Origin of the sequence: Oleiagrimonas sp. MCCC 1A03011 (assembly GCF_003267965.1) — a bacterium.
In the GTDB taxonomy this organism is placed as follows: Bacteria; Pseudomonadota; Gammaproteobacteria; order Xanthomonadales; family Rhodanobacteraceae; genus Oleiagrimonas; species Oleiagrimonas citrea.
This window is the reverse complement of record NZ_MSPY01000007.1, coordinates 79,018-96,367: the sequence shown is the minus strand read 5'-3', so window position 1 is coordinate 96,367 and position 17,350 is coordinate 79,018. Positions and strand designations below refer to the sequence as shown.

General features: G+C 65.6%; 14 protein-coding genes. 8 read left to right on the top strand and 6 right to left on the bottom strand.

The features are described 5' to 3' along the window. The first annotated feature begins 449 nt into the window (after positions 1-449). The 3 genes from BTJ49_RS13270 (at position 450) to BTJ49_RS13260 (ending at position 6,722) form a co-directional block, all read left to right on the top strand. Positions 450-2,147, top strand: coding sequence for a GGDEF domain-containing protein (locus BTJ49_RS13270; protein ID WP_168184747.1), 1,698 nt, complete (start codon positions 450-452; stop codon positions 2,145-2,147). A gap of 210 nt (positions 2,148-2,357) precedes the next feature. Continuing rightward, positions 2,358-3,539 (top strand): efflux RND transporter periplasmic adaptor subunit, encoded by a 1,182-nt coding sequence (locus tag BTJ49_RS13265; protein WP_113065894.1) that lies wholly within the window; start codon positions 2,358-2,360, stop codon positions 3,537-3,539. Between the two features lie 9 nt (positions 3,540-3,548). Next, positions 3,549-6,722 carry an efflux RND transporter permease subunit gene (locus BTJ49_RS13260; RefSeq protein ID WP_113065893.1) on the top strand — a complete coding sequence of 1,058 codons (3,174 nt, stop codon included), beginning with the start codon at positions 3,549-3,551 and terminating at the stop codon, positions 6,720-6,722. Between the two features lie 75 nt (positions 6,723-6,797). Here the strand turns inward: BTJ49_RS13260 and fabG are convergent, their stop codons facing one another. From fabG to BTJ49_RS13235, 5 genes are all read right to left on the bottom strand, one after another. After that, positions 6,798-7,541: a 3-oxoacyl-ACP reductase FabG gene (fabG, locus tag BTJ49_RS13255; protein ID WP_113065892.1), complete on the bottom strand. Its 744-nt coding sequence runs from the start codon at positions 7,539-7,541 to the stop codon at positions 6,798-6,800. 49 nt (positions 7,542-7,590) lie between these two features. Continuing rightward, positions 7,591-8,538: an ACP S-malonyltransferase gene (fabD, locus tag BTJ49_RS13250; RefSeq protein ID WP_113065891.1), complete on the bottom strand. Its 948-nt coding sequence runs from the start codon at positions 8,536-8,538 to the stop codon at positions 7,591-7,593. Between the two features lie 170 nt (positions 8,539-8,708). Next, positions 8,709-9,692, bottom strand: a complete 984-nt coding sequence (locus BTJ49_RS13245) for a beta-ketoacyl-ACP synthase III (protein ID WP_113065890.1) — start codon at positions 9,690-9,692, stop codon at positions 8,709-8,711. 139 nt (positions 9,693-9,831) lie between these two features. Further along, positions 9,832-10,026: a 50S ribosomal protein L32 gene (gene rpmF / locus BTJ49_RS13240; RefSeq protein ID WP_113065889.1), complete on the bottom strand. Its 195-nt coding sequence runs from the start codon at positions 10,024-10,026 to the stop codon at positions 9,832-9,834. A gap of 18 nt (positions 10,027-10,044) precedes the next feature. Further along, complete coding sequence (locus BTJ49_RS13235; protein WP_113065888.1) at positions 10,045-10,563, bottom strand: YceD family protein; 519 nt, start codon at positions 10,561-10,563, stop codon at positions 10,045-10,047. A gap of 120 nt (positions 10,564-10,683) precedes the next feature. Here BTJ49_RS13235 and BTJ49_RS13230 point away from each other — a divergent pair, with 120 nt between their 5' ends. Both BTJ49_RS13230 and BTJ49_RS13225 read left to right on the top strand, forming a co-directional pair. After that, positions 10,684-11,139, top strand: coding sequence for a hypothetical protein (locus tag BTJ49_RS13230; RefSeq protein WP_113065972.1), 456 nt, complete (start codon positions 10,684-10,686; stop codon positions 11,137-11,139). Further along, positions 11,136-11,732 (top strand): Maf family protein, encoded by a 597-nt coding sequence (locus tag BTJ49_RS13225; protein WP_113065887.1) that lies wholly within the window; start codon positions 11,136-11,138, stop codon positions 11,730-11,732. The genes BTJ49_RS13230 and BTJ49_RS13225 overlap by 4 nt, the downstream gene beginning before the upstream one ends. 4 nt (positions 11,733-11,736) lie before the next feature. Here the strand turns inward: BTJ49_RS13225 and BTJ49_RS13220 are convergent, their stop codons facing one another. Continuing rightward, positions 11,737-13,341, bottom strand: a complete 1,605-nt coding sequence (locus tag BTJ49_RS13220; protein ID WP_113065886.1) for a glycosyltransferase family 39 protein — start codon at positions 13,339-13,341, stop codon at positions 11,737-11,739. Between the two features lie 44 nt (positions 13,342-13,385). Between BTJ49_RS13220 and BTJ49_RS13215 the strand changes: the two genes are divergently transcribed. The 3 genes from BTJ49_RS13215 to BTJ49_RS13205 are packed head-to-tail and all read left to right on the top strand — an operon-like array spanning position 13,386 to position 17,319. Further along, complete coding sequence (locus BTJ49_RS13215; RefSeq protein ID WP_113065885.1) at positions 13,386-14,327, top strand: MoxR family ATPase; 942 nt, start codon at positions 13,386-13,388, stop codon at positions 14,325-14,327. Continuing rightward, positions 14,324-15,310, top strand: coding sequence for a DUF58 domain-containing protein (locus BTJ49_RS13210; protein ID WP_113065884.1), 987 nt, complete (start codon positions 14,324-14,326; stop codon positions 15,308-15,310). The genes BTJ49_RS13215 and BTJ49_RS13210 overlap by 4 nt, the downstream gene beginning before the upstream one ends. Next, on the top strand, positions 15,307-17,319 hold the full coding sequence (locus BTJ49_RS13205; protein WP_206098422.1) for a DUF3488 and transglutaminase-like domain-containing protein: 2,013 nt from the start codon (positions 15,307-15,309) through the stop codon (positions 17,317-17,319). Before BTJ49_RS13210 ends, BTJ49_RS13205 begins: the two co-directional genes overlap by 4 nt. Positions 17,320-17,350 lie beyond the last annotated feature (31 nt).

The window sequence follows — 17,350 nt, the reverse complement described above, 5'->3', positions numbered from 1 at the left end:
GGCGGACAGGCGCTCGACGTGTTCACGAACTTGACCGAGGAAGCGATCCGCTTCCATGTGCTTGGCTTGATTCATGGTCAATTCTGCTTTACGAAGCTAGTGAGTGATTTGGACCGGAAAGGAGCAACACGATCCAGCGCACGGGAGACGCGCGAACGATTCGGAACGTGGGAGTGCATGACCATCGAAACGTGCAACGCCGACTCGAAGGTCCGCGATGGGAGGCTGCGATGGGGACATCGACGCTTCCGACGGCTGCGTGAAACGCTGGCTTCGGGGCATGATCCGTATCGCTTACCCAGGCTGTGCATGATGGTCCCGCCAGCCCTCACAGAACGCTCGGGAGGCGGATCGAGATGGCAAGGATAGCTCCGCAGCCCCCGGCTGATCCAGCATTGCCTTCACGACTCATCGCCCACCGCCGCTCGCGCAGGTTCCGCAGGCGCCTGATGATCATCGCCAGCGCCGCGATCGCCCTGGTGCTCGGCCTCGCCGCCACGGTCGCCATCAATGCCCACAGCTATCGCGAATACAACGGCTGGACGCGGCACTCCTACCTGGTCGAACAACAACTGCTGAAGACCAGCCTTGCACTGCGCAGCGCCGAATCCGCCCTGCGTGGCTATCTGCTGACCAACGACGCCGGCCAGCTCGACGTCTTTTTCGCCCAATTGCCGCGCATCGACAAGCTGAGTGCCGGACTGGTCCGCATGACGGCAGACAACCCGCCGCAGCAGGCTCGCGCCAAAGAACTGCGCGATACGCTGCAATCCCGTGTGAAGCGCATGCGGAACATGCTGACGCAGGTACACCGCGGAGACCGCGACGGTGCACTGCAATTGCTGCATGACCAGATCTCGGAACAGGTCGAGCGGCCCATCGCCTCGCAGACCCGGGTCATGCATGCCGTCGAGCAGCAATTGCTACGCGAACGCGAAGCGCGCCGCAATCAGTCCGCCATGCTGGCGACCTGGTTCACCCTGGCCTGCCTGCTGTTCGGACTGTTCCTGGTTATCAGCGCCGTGATCCTGGTCATCCGCGAGCAGCGCATCCGTCTGCACGCAAACGATGAACTGGCGATCGCCTACACGCAACTGGCCCAATCACTGGAAGAGTCGCGCGGCATGGCCGACCGCATGCAGCGCCTGCACATGCTGAACGAGTCGCTACAGAGCTGCCGCAGCATCGACGAGGCCCTGCGCATTCTTCCGCCCAGTCTGGAAGACATGCTTCCGGACACAGTCGGCATGGTGGTGCTGATCAACGCCTCGCGCAATCTCGCCGAAAAAGCGGCCGAATGGGGCGTATTGTGGCTGGACAGCGAAACCGTGTTCGCACCGGACGACTGCCTGGCCTTGCGCCGCGGTCAGCCGCACCCGGCGCCCGATGCACGCGTGAAAGCCCGATGCGCGCACCTGGAAACCGGGCAGACCAACCACACCGATGCGACCTGGCTGTGCATACCTCTGCTCGCCCAGGGCGAAACGCTGGGCGTGCTGCACATCCAGCGCCTCGGCAGCATGCGCCCGGAGGAGTACGACCTGGCCGTCACGCTGGGCGAGCAGCTCGGCCTCATGCTGGGCAACCTGAAACTGCAGGAAACATTACGCATCCAGTCAATTCGCGACCCGCTCACCGGCCTGTTCAACCGCCGCTACCTGGAAGTCTCGCTCAGCCGCGAGTTGCTGCGCAGCCGTCGACACGAGCGCAGCCTGGCGCTGATGATGCTGGACATGGACCATTTCAAGCGCTTCAACGACACTCACGGCCACGATGCCGGGGATGAGTTGCTGCTGCAGTTCTCGGCGTTGCTGCGCGACGCTATCCGCGCCGAGGACATCGCCTGCCGTTACGGCGGCGAGGAATTCGTGCTGATTCTGCCGGAAACCGACCGCGAAAGCGCACTGAAGCGCGCCGAGGAGATCCGCCTGGCCGTCGCCGCCATGAAAGTGAAGCATCAGGGCAAATTGCTGGGCAATCTCACCGTTTCCATCGGCCTGGCCATGCAACCGCCGACCGGTGGAGAACCGGAAGCCCTGCTGCATGCCGCGGACCAGGCGCTCTATCAAGCCAAGCGCGCGGGGCGCAATCGCATCGAAATCGCCACCGTGCCGGACCCCGGACCTATGCCAAAAGACACGGATTGACGCCTGTTCGGCGCATTCTTAGACTGCCCAGTACACCCGAGCGTGACCCTGCCCCGTACGCACCAGCACACCCTGCGTCGTCGTCTGCCTGCTTGCCAGCAACGGACCAGTTCCGAGACGGGCGTTCGTGCTCGACCCAGCACGGTGGAATGGGGTCCCGATTCGGTTCCTGTCTCCAACCATTGCGTGCCTCGGTCTCAAGGATTTCCGATGAACATCACGTGCCCGCGCGTCCTTACCGTTTTCGTCCCGCTGCTCGCCGCCGCCATGCTCTCGGCCTGCGGCGGCAAGAACCCGTCTTCCTCGCAGAGGCCGCCGGCACAGGTCGGCGTCGAGGTCATGGCGCCGCAGGCCGTGCCGCTGGTGCGCGACTTGGTTGGACGCCTGTCCGCCTATCGCAGCGCAGATGTCCGCGCACGTGTAAGCGGCGTCCTGCTGAAGCGCGAATACGACGAGGGCACCACCGTCCGGAAGGGGCAGATCCTGTTCCAGATCGACCCCGCGCCGCTGCAGGCCACGCTGGATTCGGCTCGCGCCGCCCTCGCCTCGGCGCAGGCCGACTACACCAACAAGCGCATCGCAGCGAAGCGCGCGCGCGACCTGGCCCCCAAGGGTTTCGTCTCGCAATCCGACCTCGACAACGCCGAAGCCGCCGAGCGAACCGCGGCGGCCGCAGTGAAACAGGCACGCGCCAATGTCGAGAGCGCGAAGATCAATCTCGGCTACGCCACAGTGCGTTCTCCCATCGACGGCCGTGCCGGCAAGCAGCAGGTCACTGAAGGCGCACTGGTCGGCCAGAGCAGCGCCACGCTGCTGACGACGGTCGATCAGATCGACCCGCTGTACGTGAACTTCACCATGAGCGTGGACGATCTGGATCGTCTGCGCCAGGCTCAGGCACGGGGCAGCGCCACGCTGCTCGGCGCCAACCAGGCCAAGCTGCGGCTGACACTGCCCGACGGCAGCACCTACGGGCAGCCCGGCACGCTGGACTTCTCCGGCACCACCGTCGATCCCGATACCGGCGCTGTCGATCTGCGCGGCGTGATCCCGAACCCGGACAAATCCCTGCTCCCTGGCATGTACACGCGCCTGAAGGTCACGTTCGGCACGCTCAAGCACGTCTACCTGGTGCCGGAGTCGGCTCTGCAGCGCGACACCACGGGGCCGTACGTGCTGGTGCTGGGCAAGGACGACAAGATCCAGCTGCGCCGTGTGCAGACAGCCGGTACCTATCAGAACAACTGGATCGTGACCACGGGACTGGACAAGGGCGAGCGCCTGATCGTCTCCGGCCTTGCCCGCGCACAACCGGGACAACCGGCGCGCATCGCCAAGCCGTCCGCACCGGCCTCGACCGGCAAGCCCGCCGCGGCCGCAGGCAAGCACTGAGGATCCGTCATGCCGAAATTTTTCATCGAGCGACCGATCTTCGCATGGGTGGTTGCGATCCTGATCTCGATCGGCGGCGTCATCTCCATCGCCAATCTCGGCGTGGAGTCCTACCCGAACATCGCCCCGCCGCAGGTGACGATCAGCGCCAGCTATCCGGGCGCCAGCGCCGAGACGGTCGAGAAGAGCGTCACCCAGGTCATCGAGCAACAGCTGACCGGCATCGACAACCTGCTGTACTTCAGCTCCTCGTCCAGCTCCACCGGCCGCATCAATATCAACCTGACCTTCGCCGACGGCACCGATCCGGACATCGCCCAGGTGCAGGTGCAGAACAAGGTCTCGCTGGCCACGCCGCGTCTGCCTTCCGAAGTGGTGCAGCAGGGTGTGGTGGTGGCCAAGGCCAACAGCGGCTTCCTGATGGTCGTGGCGCTGCGTTCGAACGACAACAAACTCGACCGCAACGCGCTCAATGACGTCATTGCCTCGCGTGTGCTCGACCCGATCTCGCGCCTGCCCGGCGTGGGCAGCACGCGCCAGTTCGGTTCCCAGTACGCCATGCGCATCTGGCTGAATCCGGACAAGCTGCACGGCTATGGCCTGTCGGCAACCGAGGTGCTGGATGCGGTGCGCGCGCAGAACGTGCAGTTTGCCGCAGGCTCGATCGGCTCCTCGCCCGCTGAACCCGGCCAGGGCTATACCGCTACCGTATCCGCGGAGAGCCGGTTCACCTCACCCAACCAGTTCCGCAACATCGTACTTCGCGCCAACAACGACGGCACCACAGTGCGGCTGAAGGACGTCGCGCGCATTCAGTTCGGCCCCGAGAGCTATGGCTTCGACAGCGTCTACAACGGCAAGGCCACCGGCGCCTTCGCCATTCAGCTGCTGCCCGGCGCCAACGCCCTGACCGTGGCGCAGGAAGTGCGCAGCAAGATGACCGAACTGCAGGCCAGCTTCCCGCAGAATGTCGACTGGTTCGTGCCCTACGATTCCACCAGCTTCGTGAAGATCTCCATCGATGAGGTCGTGAACACCCTGATCGAGGCCATTGTGCTGGTGTTCCTGGTGATGCTGCTGTTCCTGCAGAACTTCCGGGCCACGCTGATCCCGACCCTGGTGATTCCGGTTGCGTTGCTGGGCACCTTCCTGGGCATGCTGATCCTCGGCTTCACCATCAACCAGCTGACTCTGTTCGGCATGGTGCTGGCCATCGGCATCGTGGTCGACGACGCGATCGTGGTGATCGAGAACGTCGAACGCATCATGACCGAGGAGAATCTGCCGCCCAAGGAGGCCACCCGAAAGGCGATGATCCAGATCACCGGCGCGGTGGTGGCGATCTCGGTGGTGCTGGCGGCCGTGTTCATCCCCAGCGCACTGCAGAGCGGCAGCGTCGGCGCCATCTATCGGCAATTCGCGCTGACCATCGCGCTGTCGATGGGTTTCTCGGCGTTCCTGGCATTGTCGTTCACGCCGGCGCTGTGCGCGTCGATGCTCAAGCCCGAACACCACAAGCCGAAGAACTTCCTGTTCCGCAAGTTCAACACCTTCTTCGAGCGCACCACGAATGTCTACACCCATCATGTCGGCAAGGCCATCGGCCATGCACCGCGCTGGATGGTGGTGTTCGTGCTCATCACGATCCTGTGCGGCTTCCTGTTCACGCGCCTGCCCGGCAGCTTCCTGCCGCAGGAAGATCAGGGCTATGCCATGGCCATCGTGCAGTTGCCGCCGGGTGCGACCCTGCAACGTACCAACAAGGTCATGACGCAGATGCGCAAGGTCCTGCAGAAGGACCCGGCCGTGGAAGGCATCTTCCAGATCTCCGGCTTCAGCTTCATGGGCGCAGGCGAGAACGCCGGCATGGTGTTCATGAAACTCAAGGACTGGTCCAAGCGCGATGTGACGGCCGAGCAGTTCATCCAGCGCACGAACGTCGCGATGGCGATGAACATCCACGACGCCAACGTCTTTGTCGTCAACGTGCCCACTGTGCAGGGTCTGGGCCAAACCGGCGGTTTCGACCTGTATCTGCAGGATCGCTCCGGCCAAGGCTATGCCGCACTGACGCGTGCGCGTAATGTGCTGCTGGGCAAGGCCGCACAGAACCCGATGCTGAGCAATGTTCGTCCCAATTCCCTGCCCGATTCGCCGCAGGTGCAACTCAACGTGGATCGCACCAAGGCGCAGTCGATGGGACTGTCGGTCAGCGACGTGTACAACGCCATCCAGCTGATGCTGGCACCGGTGTACGTCAATGACTTCTTCTACGAGGGCCGCGTCAAACGCGTCATCATGCAGGCCGATGCGCCCTACCGCATGAACGAGAACGCGCTGTCGCACTTCTACACGCCCAGTTCGAAAGCCAGTGGCACGAGCGGCGGTGACGGCATGATTCCGCTGTCCGGCGTGGTCAGCGCGAAGTGGTTCACCGGACCGCCCGCGCGCAGTCGCTACAACGGCTACTCCGCCGTCGAGATCGTCGGCAATGCCGCGCCGGGCTACAGCTCGGGCCAGGCCATGACGGCGATGCAGAAGATCGTCGACAACGATCTGCCGCCGGGCTTCGGCATCGACTGGTCCGGTCAGTCCTACCAGGAGATCGTCTCGGGCAATCAGGCACCGCTGTTGTTCGGTCTGTCGATCATCGTGGTTTTCCTGGCCCTGGCCGCGCTGTACGAGAGCTGGTCGATTCCGGTTTCCGTGCTGCTGGTGGTGCCGCTGGGCGTGCTTGGCGCGGTCGTCGCGGCGCTTGCGCGAGGCCTGCCCAACGACGTGTACTTCAAGATCGGCCTGATCACCATCATCGGTCTGGCGGCGAAGAACGCGATCCTGATCGTCGAATTCGCGGTCGAGCAGCAGCAGGCCGGCAAGTCGCTGCGCGAAGGCGTGGTCGAAGCCGCGCGCCTGCGACTGCGGCCGATCCTGATGACCTCACTGGCCTTCATCCTCGGCGTGCTGCCGCTGGCCCTGTCCACCGGCGCCGGCGCCAACGCGCGCCATGCCATCGGCACGGGTGTGATCGGCGGCATGCTCTTCGCCACGTTCTTCGGTCTGCTGCTGATCCCGGTATTCTATGTCGCCATCCGCCGCTTGCTGGGCGACAAGCTCGACCCGAAGAAGGAAAGCGAACCGCCTGCGGATGGACCACATGCCTTCGATTCCGACCCCCGCCGCTGAAATCGGGGGAGACGGAAACGAAAAAGGCCGCGGATTTCCGCGGCCTTTTTCATGCACGCATACGGCAGAACAGCCTCAGGGCATGTACATGCCACCGTTGACGTGCAGCGTCTCGCCGGTCACGTAGGACGCCGACGGCGAGGCCAGGAAAGCCACCGCGTTGGCAATGTCTTCGGGCGCCCCCAGACGGCCCAGCGCGATCTGCGTCTCCAGCGTGGATCGCTGCGTCTCGTCCAGTGCCCGCGTCATGTCGGTGTCGATGAAGCCCGGCGCCACCACGTTGACGGTAATGCCGCGCGAACCGACCTCACGCGCCAGCGACTTGGAGAATGCGATGATGCCGGCCTTGGCCGCCGCGTAGTTGGTCTGCCCCGGATTGCCAGTGGTTCCGACCACCGAACCGATGTTGATGATGCGGCCCTTGCGCGCCTTCATCATGCCGCGCATGACGGCCTTGGACGTGCGGAAGACCGAGGTCAGGTTGGTGGCGAGAATGTCGTCCCATTCCTCGTCCTTCATGCGCATCAGCAGCTGGTCGCGGGTGATGCCGGCGTTGTTGACCAGAATCGACACCGGGCCGAATTCCTTGGCGATCTCGCCGATCAGCGCGTCCACGCCGGCTGCGTCGGTGACGTTGAGGACGCGACCCGCGCCGCCGTGGGGCTTCAGGCGCGCATCAATGGTCGACGCGCCGTTCTCGCTGGTGGCCGTGCCGACCACCGTCGCGCCCTGCGCGGCCAGGGTATCGGCAATGGCCGCGCCGATCCCGCGCGTGGCGCCAGTGACCAGGGCGATTTCGCCTTCGAGGGGCTTGCTCATGGTGGAAGTCCTTTGTACTCGATGATGATGTGTGGGAGTCAGAGGGCGCTCAAGCCCAGGCTTCGCTCGCCGCTTCGATGGTGTCCGGCATGCCCAGCGCGCGCGCATCGAGGCCTCGGTCGATGCGTCGCGTCAGGGCGGTCAAAACCTTGCCCGGCCCGCATTCGCCCAGCGCGGTCGCGCCGGCAGCGGCCAGCGCTTGCACGCATTCGGTCCAGCGCACCGGCATGAACAGCTGACGGCGCAGCGCGTCGCGAATCGCATCCAGATCGGCATGAACCTTCGCGTCGGCGTTCTGCACCACGGGCAGCGTCGGCGCGCTCCAGTGCATGCCGGCCATGCGCTCGGCCAGCTGTTCAGCCGCCTCGCTCATCAACGCGCAGTGCGAGGGCACCGACATGGCCAGCTTCACGGTCTTCTTCACGCCTTCTTCGGTCAGCTTCGCCAGTGCTCGATCGACGGCTTCGGCGTGTCCGGCAATGACAACCTGGCCCGGCGAATTGAAGTTGGCCGGCGCAACCACCTGATCACCCGCGACCTCTGCGCAAATCTCGGCGATGCGAGCATCGTCGCCACCCAGCACGGCGGCCATGCCGCCCACGCCGACCGGTACCGCACTCTGCATCAGGCGACCGCGTTCGGCCACCAGTGCCGCGCCGTCATGCAGCGACAACGCGCCAGCACAGACCAGCGCCGTGTACTCGCCCAAGCTGTGCCCGGCCAGCTGCGCCGGCTGCACGCCGCCCAGCTTGATCCACACGCGCCATACCGCAACACCCGCAGCAAGAAGCGCCGGCTGGGTGTTCTCGGTGCGGTTGAGCGCATCTTCCGGCCCCTGCTGCGACAGCGCCCATAGATCAGCGCCGGCGCCTTCGGATGCTTCGGCGAACGTTGCCTGAACCTCCGGATGCGCGGCTGCCAGCTCGGCGAGCATGCCGACAGACTGCGAACCCTGGCCGGGAAACACGAATGCGAGAGATGCTGAAGTCGCGGTCATGGTGAATTCTGCGTTCCTGGAATGACAAACCGTAAAGGATGCCAGCATTGGCCGCGCGGTTCAGCAGTCGAGCGTTTGAATCGATCGCGCGTCACACTTCGAGCCGCCCGTAAACGACAACGGCCGCCCTGTGGCGGCCGTTGCGGATTCAGACCCAGCGATGCTGGCACTCAGTAACGCACCAGCGCCGAAGCCCACGTGAACCCGCCGCCGAAGGCTTCCAGCAACAGGTTCTGGCCTCGCTGGACCTTGCCCGAGCTCACGGCGGCGTCCAGCGCCAGCGGCACCGAACCGGACGAGGTGTTGGCGTGCTTGTCGACCGTCACGATGACGCGATCCATCGACATCTTCAGACGCTTGGCGGTGGCCTCGATGATGCGCAGGTTGGCCTGGTGCGGAATCAGCCAGTCGATTTCCGACTCGTCCATGCCGACTGCGCCGAGCGTCTCGCCGACCAGCGAGTCCAGGGTCTTCACCGCGACCTTGAACACTTCGCGCCCGCTCATGCGGATGCGCACGCCATGATTGGGCTCGTCCTTGAAGCCGGCGGAAACGCCGACCGGGTTGTACAACAGTTCCTTGTAGCCGCCGTCGGCGTGCATGCAGGTGGCCAGGATGCCCGGCTCGTCCGAGGCTTCCAGCACCACCGCACCAGCGCCATCGCCGAACAGCACGCAGGTTTCACGCTCGTTCCAGTCGACCATGCGCGTCAGCGTCTCGGCGCCGATCACCAGCACCTTCTTCGACTGACCGCTGCGGATGAACTTGTCGGCCACGCCCAAGGCATAGACGAAACCCGAACAGGCCGCATTGACGTCGAACGCCGCACAACCATTCGCGCCCAGGCGATGCTGGATCAGACAGGCGGTGGACGGGAAGATGATGTCGGGCGTGGTCGTGCCGACCACGATCAAGTCGAGCTCGGAGGCCTTTACGCCAGCGCGTTCGAGCGCCTGCAGCGCGGCGCGGTAGCCAAGTTCGCCGGTGGTTTCCTCGGCGTTGGCGACACGGCGCTCACGGATGCCGGTGCGGGTGCGGATCCATTCGTCGCTGGTCTCGACCAGCTTTTCGAGATCGGCGTTGGTCACGGTGCGCTCGGGGAGCGCGCTGCCGGTTGCGATGATGCGTGCGTACTTCAGGGTTCTATCCCCCATGCCAGCGGTGGAGCGGACATCCGCCCCGGATTCAGACCCTGCACTCTAACGCAATTGCGGCCGATGCGGACCTGACGCCAAACGCAAAGCGGCGCGTTGCCGCGCCGCCCTGCACAAACTTGCCGATCCCGAACGAAGCTTACTCTTCGTCGACGATCTGGTCGGCACGGTCGATGACCTTGCGACCGCGGTAGTAGCCATCCTTGGTCACGTGGTGACGACGATGCACCTCGCCGCTGGTCGGGTCGGTGGACAGCTGCACGGGCTTCAGCGCGTCGTGCGCACGGCGCATGCCGCGGGTGGAAGGGGTTCTGCGGCTCTTCTGAACTGCCATGGTGCTTCTCCGGAAAAATCAGTGTTTCTTCAGTTCGCGCAAGACCGCGAACGGGTTTTCTCTGCTTTCGGCGTCCGACTCGACCATCGGGCCGGCGCCGCGGCCCTCCTCGGGCCATTCGCTTGTCGGTGACACCGGCACCAGGGGCACCGCCAACACCAGTTCGTCTTCGATCACCGCCGCCGGATCGATGCGGCCATCCGCGTCCACCAGCAACGGTTCGTACTCGGGCGCCAGCGCCGCCTCTTCGCGTTCGTGGGCGATCAGCCCCAGCCGCGACTTGACCTCGGCCGGAAGCACGAACGGCTCCAGCGTGCGCTGGCAGATCAATGTCAGCGACGCCGACACCTCGACCAGCAAGGAAGCCGCGCCCAACTCGTTGCGCACGAATTCGAGCTTGTAACGCGCTTCGCCCGCCTCGTCAGCCAACAGGCTTCGCAGGCGCTTGAAACCGGCGATCGGGAGCGCACCCTCGAAGATGCGACGTTCCTCGACCATGCGCCACGCGTCGACGAATGCTGGCAGAGACACGGACATATCCGCGCAATTCTAGGTCCAGAGAGCGCACCAGTCAAACCCTGTAAAGCCGACAGCGACAAGCTTGCAGGCCTTGCCGCGGTGCACCACACTGAAGATCGCACGACCGGGGGAATGCACTTGAATCCGACCGCGCTGTCTCTCAGCGTCCTTCTGCTGCTGATCATCCTTATCGGACTGGCTTACACCGGCCGGCAAATCCTGCGCGAGCGCCGTCGCACGCGAACCCTGGAAGCCCTGCTGGACAACGCCGACCGGCTGGAAAGCGATCTCAAGGAATGCCGGCAGCGGCTGAATCAGGCGCATGCCGTGATGTCGCTGTCGCCGACCACCCCCAGCGCCAACGAGAACGAGGCGCGGCAGGCCGTGGATTCGGGGCTTCGCTCCTTGCTGCAGCATCGCCTGTGGATTCGCGACCACGCCGAAACCGCGACCCAGAAGCAACTGGACGAGGCCGTCGATGCGCTGAAACAGGCCCGACGGCAGATGGAACCGCAACTGGCCGCCCTGGGCCGCGCCCAGCGGGACCTGGACCAGGCGGTCCGCGACCGCATCGAACGCGACAAGCTGCAATGAACCCACCACGCATCGTACTGGCCTCCACCTCGCGCTACCGCGCCGATCTGTTGCGTCGGCTGCTGGACGATTTCACCTGCATCGCACCCGGCATCGACGAAATCGCACGAACTGGCGAGTCCCCCGCCGACCGCGCCGTTCGCCTGGCCGCAGACAAGGCGCGCGCCGTCGCCGACCGACCGGACATGGCCGACGCCCTGGTCATCGGTTCCGATCAGGTTGCCGAACTGAATGGCGTGGTGCTCGACAAACCCGGCGATAACGCCACGGCTCACGCACAGCTGGCCGCCAGCAGCGGTCGCTGTGTGCACTTCCACACAGCTGTCTGCGTGATCGCGCCGCGGGACGGAAATCGCCGGGAGCACAGTTTTCTCGATCGAACCGTCGTCCAGTTCCGCCCCCTGGACGCCGCGACCATCGCTCGCTACGTCGAACGCGAGCGCCCCCTGGATTGCGCGGGCAGCTTCAAGTGCGAGGGACTCGGCATCAGCCTGTTCGAGCGCGTCGAAACACATGACCCGACAGCCTTGATCGGCCTGCCGCTCATCGCGCTGGCCCGCACCCTGCGCGATTGTGGCGTGACCTTGCCCTGAATCGTCAACGCGCGGCTTCGCGCGTTCGGTAGGCGTGTCGCCAGATCACGCAATCGTCGCGCGGGCGAATCGGCCCGAGCTGCGCGGGAACCGTGCCCGCGTAGAACGCGAAGCGCTTGCGTCCATGGTCCATCTGCAACGCATCCAGCAGCCTCGGATCCCGGATACGGCGACACATCCGGCCCAGTACATGTGGCTGCTCGCGTTCGGGCAACGCGCTCTCCTCCACCGCCAGCAGCATCGGCAAACCCGCGAGCCGGTTCCGCAAGGACTGACCATCACGATGCCAAATGCGCAATTGCGGACTGCGCCCGTGCTTCACGTTGAGCGGGCTGTCCAGCACGTAGACGGGACGCGTGCCGTCCAGCTGGAAATCGATCTCGGCGGCCAGCTTGAAGTTATCGGCAACCAGCACCGTGCCGCGCGGCGCGGCGGCAAGCAGACGCTCCACGACGACCGAACTCCGATCCCAGCCGACGAAGTTTTCCGGGAAGGCCTTCACACCGTGCAGCCACGCCACGCCGCCCGGAACACTGGCCAGCGTCAACCACATCAACAAAGCGACCTGGCCGAGCACGGCCAGCCCGGCCGCAACATGCACGTATACGCGTCGCCAGCCTCGGACTCCGGTCAGCAACACCGGCAGTACAGCCAGCAGCGGTAGATAACCCGGCAACGGCCAGTGCACGCGAAAATGCGTGTCGTCGGCAAACAAGCCGAACAGGAAATACGCGCCGAGGAAGGTACCGGCGGTGACGGCGATCACATCCCAGCCAGCCTGGCCATCACGCATGCGCTGCACGCTTTTCCACGCAACCCACAACAGCAGGAGATACAGTAGTGGTGTGCAAACCAGCGCCTGCTCCAGCGGCTGTACCAGCGCATCGGCATGAAACCGCCAAGGGTTTCGCTGCACCAGCTGGAACTCCAGTCCCGCACCCCGTTGATGCAGATTGGACACGATCAACGGAAGCAGGCCGAGCGCGGCCACGCCGAGCGCCAGCCACAACCCGGGGCGCCGCCACTGCGCACGACCGCGCGGCGTGACCAGCAGGAGGATCAGCCCGGCCAGCATGACCATGGCCGCCCGATAATGCGTCATCCAGGCCAGCGCCAGCGCGACGCCAAGCAGCAACCAGTCACGCCAGCGATCCGTCGACAACGCCGAGGACAGGGCCAGCACGGCCAGCATGATCGCCGCGGTCAACGGCACATCGGGCAACGCCAGAATGCCCATCGAACCGGCCAACGGCAGAGCCAGACACCACAGGCCCGCCTGCCAGCCCACACGCACGCCGAAGTGACGCCGCGCAAAGGCCACGACCAGCCACGGCAGCGATGCCCCCAGCAGCAGGAACGGCCAGCGCATGCCGAGCAGGCCGTGCCCGGCCACGGTTTCGCCGGCGCGGATCAGCCACGCGGTAAGCGGCGGCAAATCGCTGTAGCCCCAGGCCAGATGCCGGCTTTCCTGCCAGTAGAACGCCTCGTCGACGAACGGCGCCAGGCGCGCGGCAACACCCAGCTTCAACGTTTGCAGAAGCGTGAAGGCGATCAGGAACGCGGCTCGCCAGCGCGTGTCGGCGCTCGCTACACTGGTCTCATCGCGCAAGTGATGCTCCTTCCGAATCCCGAGTCGTCCCCAGGAACCTGTTGATGGATGCCACCGCACCCCAGAACCACGCCCACCTTCCTGCATCGCTGCAGCATGCGCTCGACCAGATCAACGGTGTCCTGCTCGGCAAGCCGCAACAGGTGCGCATGGCGGTCGCGGCCATCCTCGCCGGTGGCCACCTGCTGATCGAGGACATCCCCGGCGTGGGCAAGACCACGCTTGCGCACGCCGTCGCGGCCACATTCGATCTTGCCTTCCAACGCATCCAGTTCACCAGCGACCTGCTTCCGTCGGACATTATCGGCGTCAGCGTCTACGAACGCGAGACGGATGCGTTCCGATTCCATCCCGGCCCGATCTTCACCCAACTACTGCTGGCCGACGAGATCAATCGCGCCACGCCGAAAACGCAGAGCGCCCTGCTCGAAGCGATGGCCGAAGGCCAGGTCACCATCGATGGGCGCACGCACACGCTGAAGCAGCCGTTCTACGTGGTGGCGACGCAGAACCCGTTGGACCTGGCCGGCACCTTTCCGCTACCCGACTCGCAGCTGGATCGTTTCATGCTGCGGCTGAGCCTGGATTATCCCGATGCGCGCGCCGAGCGCGACCTGCTCGCCGGCGAGGATCGCCGCGACGTGCTGGCACGCCTGCAGCCACGCCTGGACGCCGCCGGCATCATCGAATTGCGGCAACGCGCGCATGCCATCACCGCCAGCCCGGCCCTGCTCGACTACCTGCAGCGCCTACTCGCCGCCAGCCGCCAGCACGACGACATCCGCGTCGGCCTGTCCCCACGCGCCGGACTGGCCCTGCTCGCCGGCGCGCGCGCCTGGGCCCTGATGGAAGGCCGCGGTTACGTGATCCCCGAGGACCTGCAGGCGCTGTTCGTGCCGGTGGCCGCGCATCGCCTGATCCCGGGCAAGGGCGCGAGCCGCGAAGCGCTGGCGCGCGCCTTGCTGGACACGGTGGCAGTGGAATGAGTCCGGTGGACACGGACGGAAGCGAACAAGCTGCCGTCCGGTTCGCGCGTCTGCGCCAGCGCATCGAGCGTCGTCTGCCGGCGCTGACGAGGATGAAGCGCCCGGAAACGCTGCCGATCGAACTCGGTCGACGCCGCATCTACATTCTCCCGACCGGCTTCGGCGTCGGTTTCGCCACGGTGCTGCTGGTGATGCTGGTGGGCGCGCTCAACTATGCCAACAACTCGGCACTGCTGCTGACCTGCCTGCTGGGCGGCATCGCCGTAAACAGCATGCTGACCGCGTTCCGGGACCTCGATGGCCTGCGTGTCTGCGCCATTCGCGCCGAACCGGTCCGCGCCGGCGAGAACCTTTCCGTGCAGGTCCGGCTGGACGCTGGCGGTCGACCGCGCACGGCATTGCAACTGGATGGTTTTGGCGGTCACGTGCACGCCAGTTTCGCGCGCGCCGACGAATCGGTGACGCTGTCGCTGCCGACCCGGTCACGCGGCTGGATGAAACTGCCGCGCATCCGCGCGTCGACTACCTGGCCCTTCGGATTGTTCCGCGCGTGGAGCTGGCTGCATCCGGATATCGCGCTTCTGGTCTACCCTGCTCCGGAAACGGATGGGCCGCCTGCCGAAGGCATCGACGAACACACCTCGCGCCGCTCACCGCGCGACGGCGATGAACTGGCGGGCCTGCGCGACTATCGCGCCGGCGACCCGATCAAGCACATTGCCTGGAAGCTCTCGGCACGTCACCACGATCTGCTGGTGCGTGAACTCGATCGCCCGGATGCGCGCGACGCGCGCATGCTGGATTGGCAGCGGATACGCGGTCTGAGCTACGAACAGCGCATCGCGCGACTGACGCGCTGGGTGATCGAAGCGCATGCACACGGCGAGCGCTGGACGCTGCGCCTGCCCGACACCAAGCTGGGACCGGGCAGCGGCAGCGAACACTATCATCGCTGCATGTCGGCACTGGCCTTGCTGCCATGAAGCTTTTCGCACGCACCCTCGGTTCACATCGCGCAACCGACGACCACATGCTGGATCGGCGCGCTTTCGACCTGCTGTGCCTGACCATGGCCGCGGTTGTCGCCGTCCATGCGCCGCACCTGCCGGTGTGGTGGAGCGCGGGACTTAGCGTGTTGCTGGCGGGACGCTGGATGCAGCGGCGCTTTCGCGGTGGGCGCGTCTCCTGGCTCATACGCCTGCCATTGACGCTGGCGCTGCCGGCCGGCGTGATCGCCCAGTACGGCAGTCTTTTTGGTCAGGAGCCCGGCAGCGCACTCATCGCCGGCATGCTGGTGCTCAAACTGCTGGAAACCGAGCGCACGCGCGACGCGCGCGTCGGCGTCGCCTTCGCCTGTTTCGGACTGATGAGCGCCCTGCTGTTCAGCCAGACCCTGCTGCCGACGCTGTTCGTCGCGCTCGGCCTGATTCCGGCGCTGGCCACATTGAGCGCACTGGAGCCCGGCCACGCTTCATTGCGCTGGCGCATGCAGCTGGGAGGCGTGCTGCGCATGGCTACGCTGGCCTTGCCGCTGGCACTGGCCGGCTTCCTGTTCATTCCGCGCCTGAGCTCGCCGCTCTGGGGCGCGCCGTCCAGCGGACCGGCGCGGACCGGCGTGTCCGGCAGCATGGCGCCGGGCGACTTCACGCAGTTGTTGATCGACGACAGCCCTGCCTTCCGGGTCAGTTTCGACGGCCCGCCTCCGCCGCCGGCGCAACGCTATTTCCGCGGCCCGGTTCTGTGGCGCTTCGATGGCCGGCGCTGGAGCGCCGCGCATGACGCCTCGCCGCATACCCCCGAAGCCTTGCGCCCGCAAGCCGAACCCATGCGCGTGCTCGGCGGCGTCTATCGCTACCAGATTGCATTGCAACCGACGCAACAGCACTGGCTGTTCGCCTTGGACACGCCGATCGATCCGCCACGGGATGCGCACTTCACACAAGCGCGCACGCTGCTGCACGCGAGCCGCATCCGCTCGCTGTACCACTACCAAATGCGCTCAAGCACGGTGCACGTGCTGGCGCCACAACTGAGCGCCAACGATCGCCATCGTGCCCTGCTGCTGCCGCAAGGCTTCGATCCGCGTGCGCGCGCACTGGCTGAAACATGGCGTCGCGAATACGGCGATCAGCCACAAGCCATCGTCAATGCCGCACTGAAGCTCTTCCACGACGGCGGCTTCCGCTACACCCTGACGCCACCGCCGCTGGGACGGGATACGGTCGACGACTTCCTTTTCTCGACGCGCCAGGGCTTCTGCGAGCACTACGCCTCGGCATTCACCTTCCTCATGCGCGCTGCGGGCATTCCCGCTCGCGTGGTGACCGGTTATCAGGGCGGCTACTGGAACCCCATGGGCGACTACCTGCTCGTGCGTCAGTCCGATGCTCATGCCTGGAGCGAAGTATGGATGCCCAACCGCGGCTGGGTCCGCGTCGATCCCACCGCCGCCGTGCGGCCGGAGCGGGTCGATCTCGGATCGGCCGCCGCCGCGGGCGCTTCGCGTGAGTGGTACCAGGCGTCCTGGCTGCAAAACATCCGCAACCGCTGGGACATTGTCAACCGATGGTGGAACCAGGCCGTTACCGGATTCGACGACCTGCGTCAGCGCGGGCTGCTGAAACCGTTCGGCGTACAGGAGGCCGACAGTCGCACGTTGGGCGTGGCCCTGGCCATCAGCGTCAGCGTGTTGCTGACGGCCGGCCTGGGACTCGCGCTGTGGCGAAAACGTCGCCAGGATCCGCTGGACCGCGCGATGCACTTGCTGCAGCGACGACTGGCGCGACGGGGTATCCAGCGCGGTCTCGCCGAGGGACCGCGCGACTACTTGACCCGCGCCGCACGGGAGCTTCCGCATGAACGCGACCGATTGGAAACGCTGCTTCAGAGCTATCTGGACTTGCGATATGCGCAGACGGAAGCGGAAACTAGCGCCGTGCGCGCGTTCACCCGACGCGTGCGGGAATTTACGCCGCGCCCAGCGGTCCAATGAACGACGAACCGCCCCACGCGTTCGCCCCCAC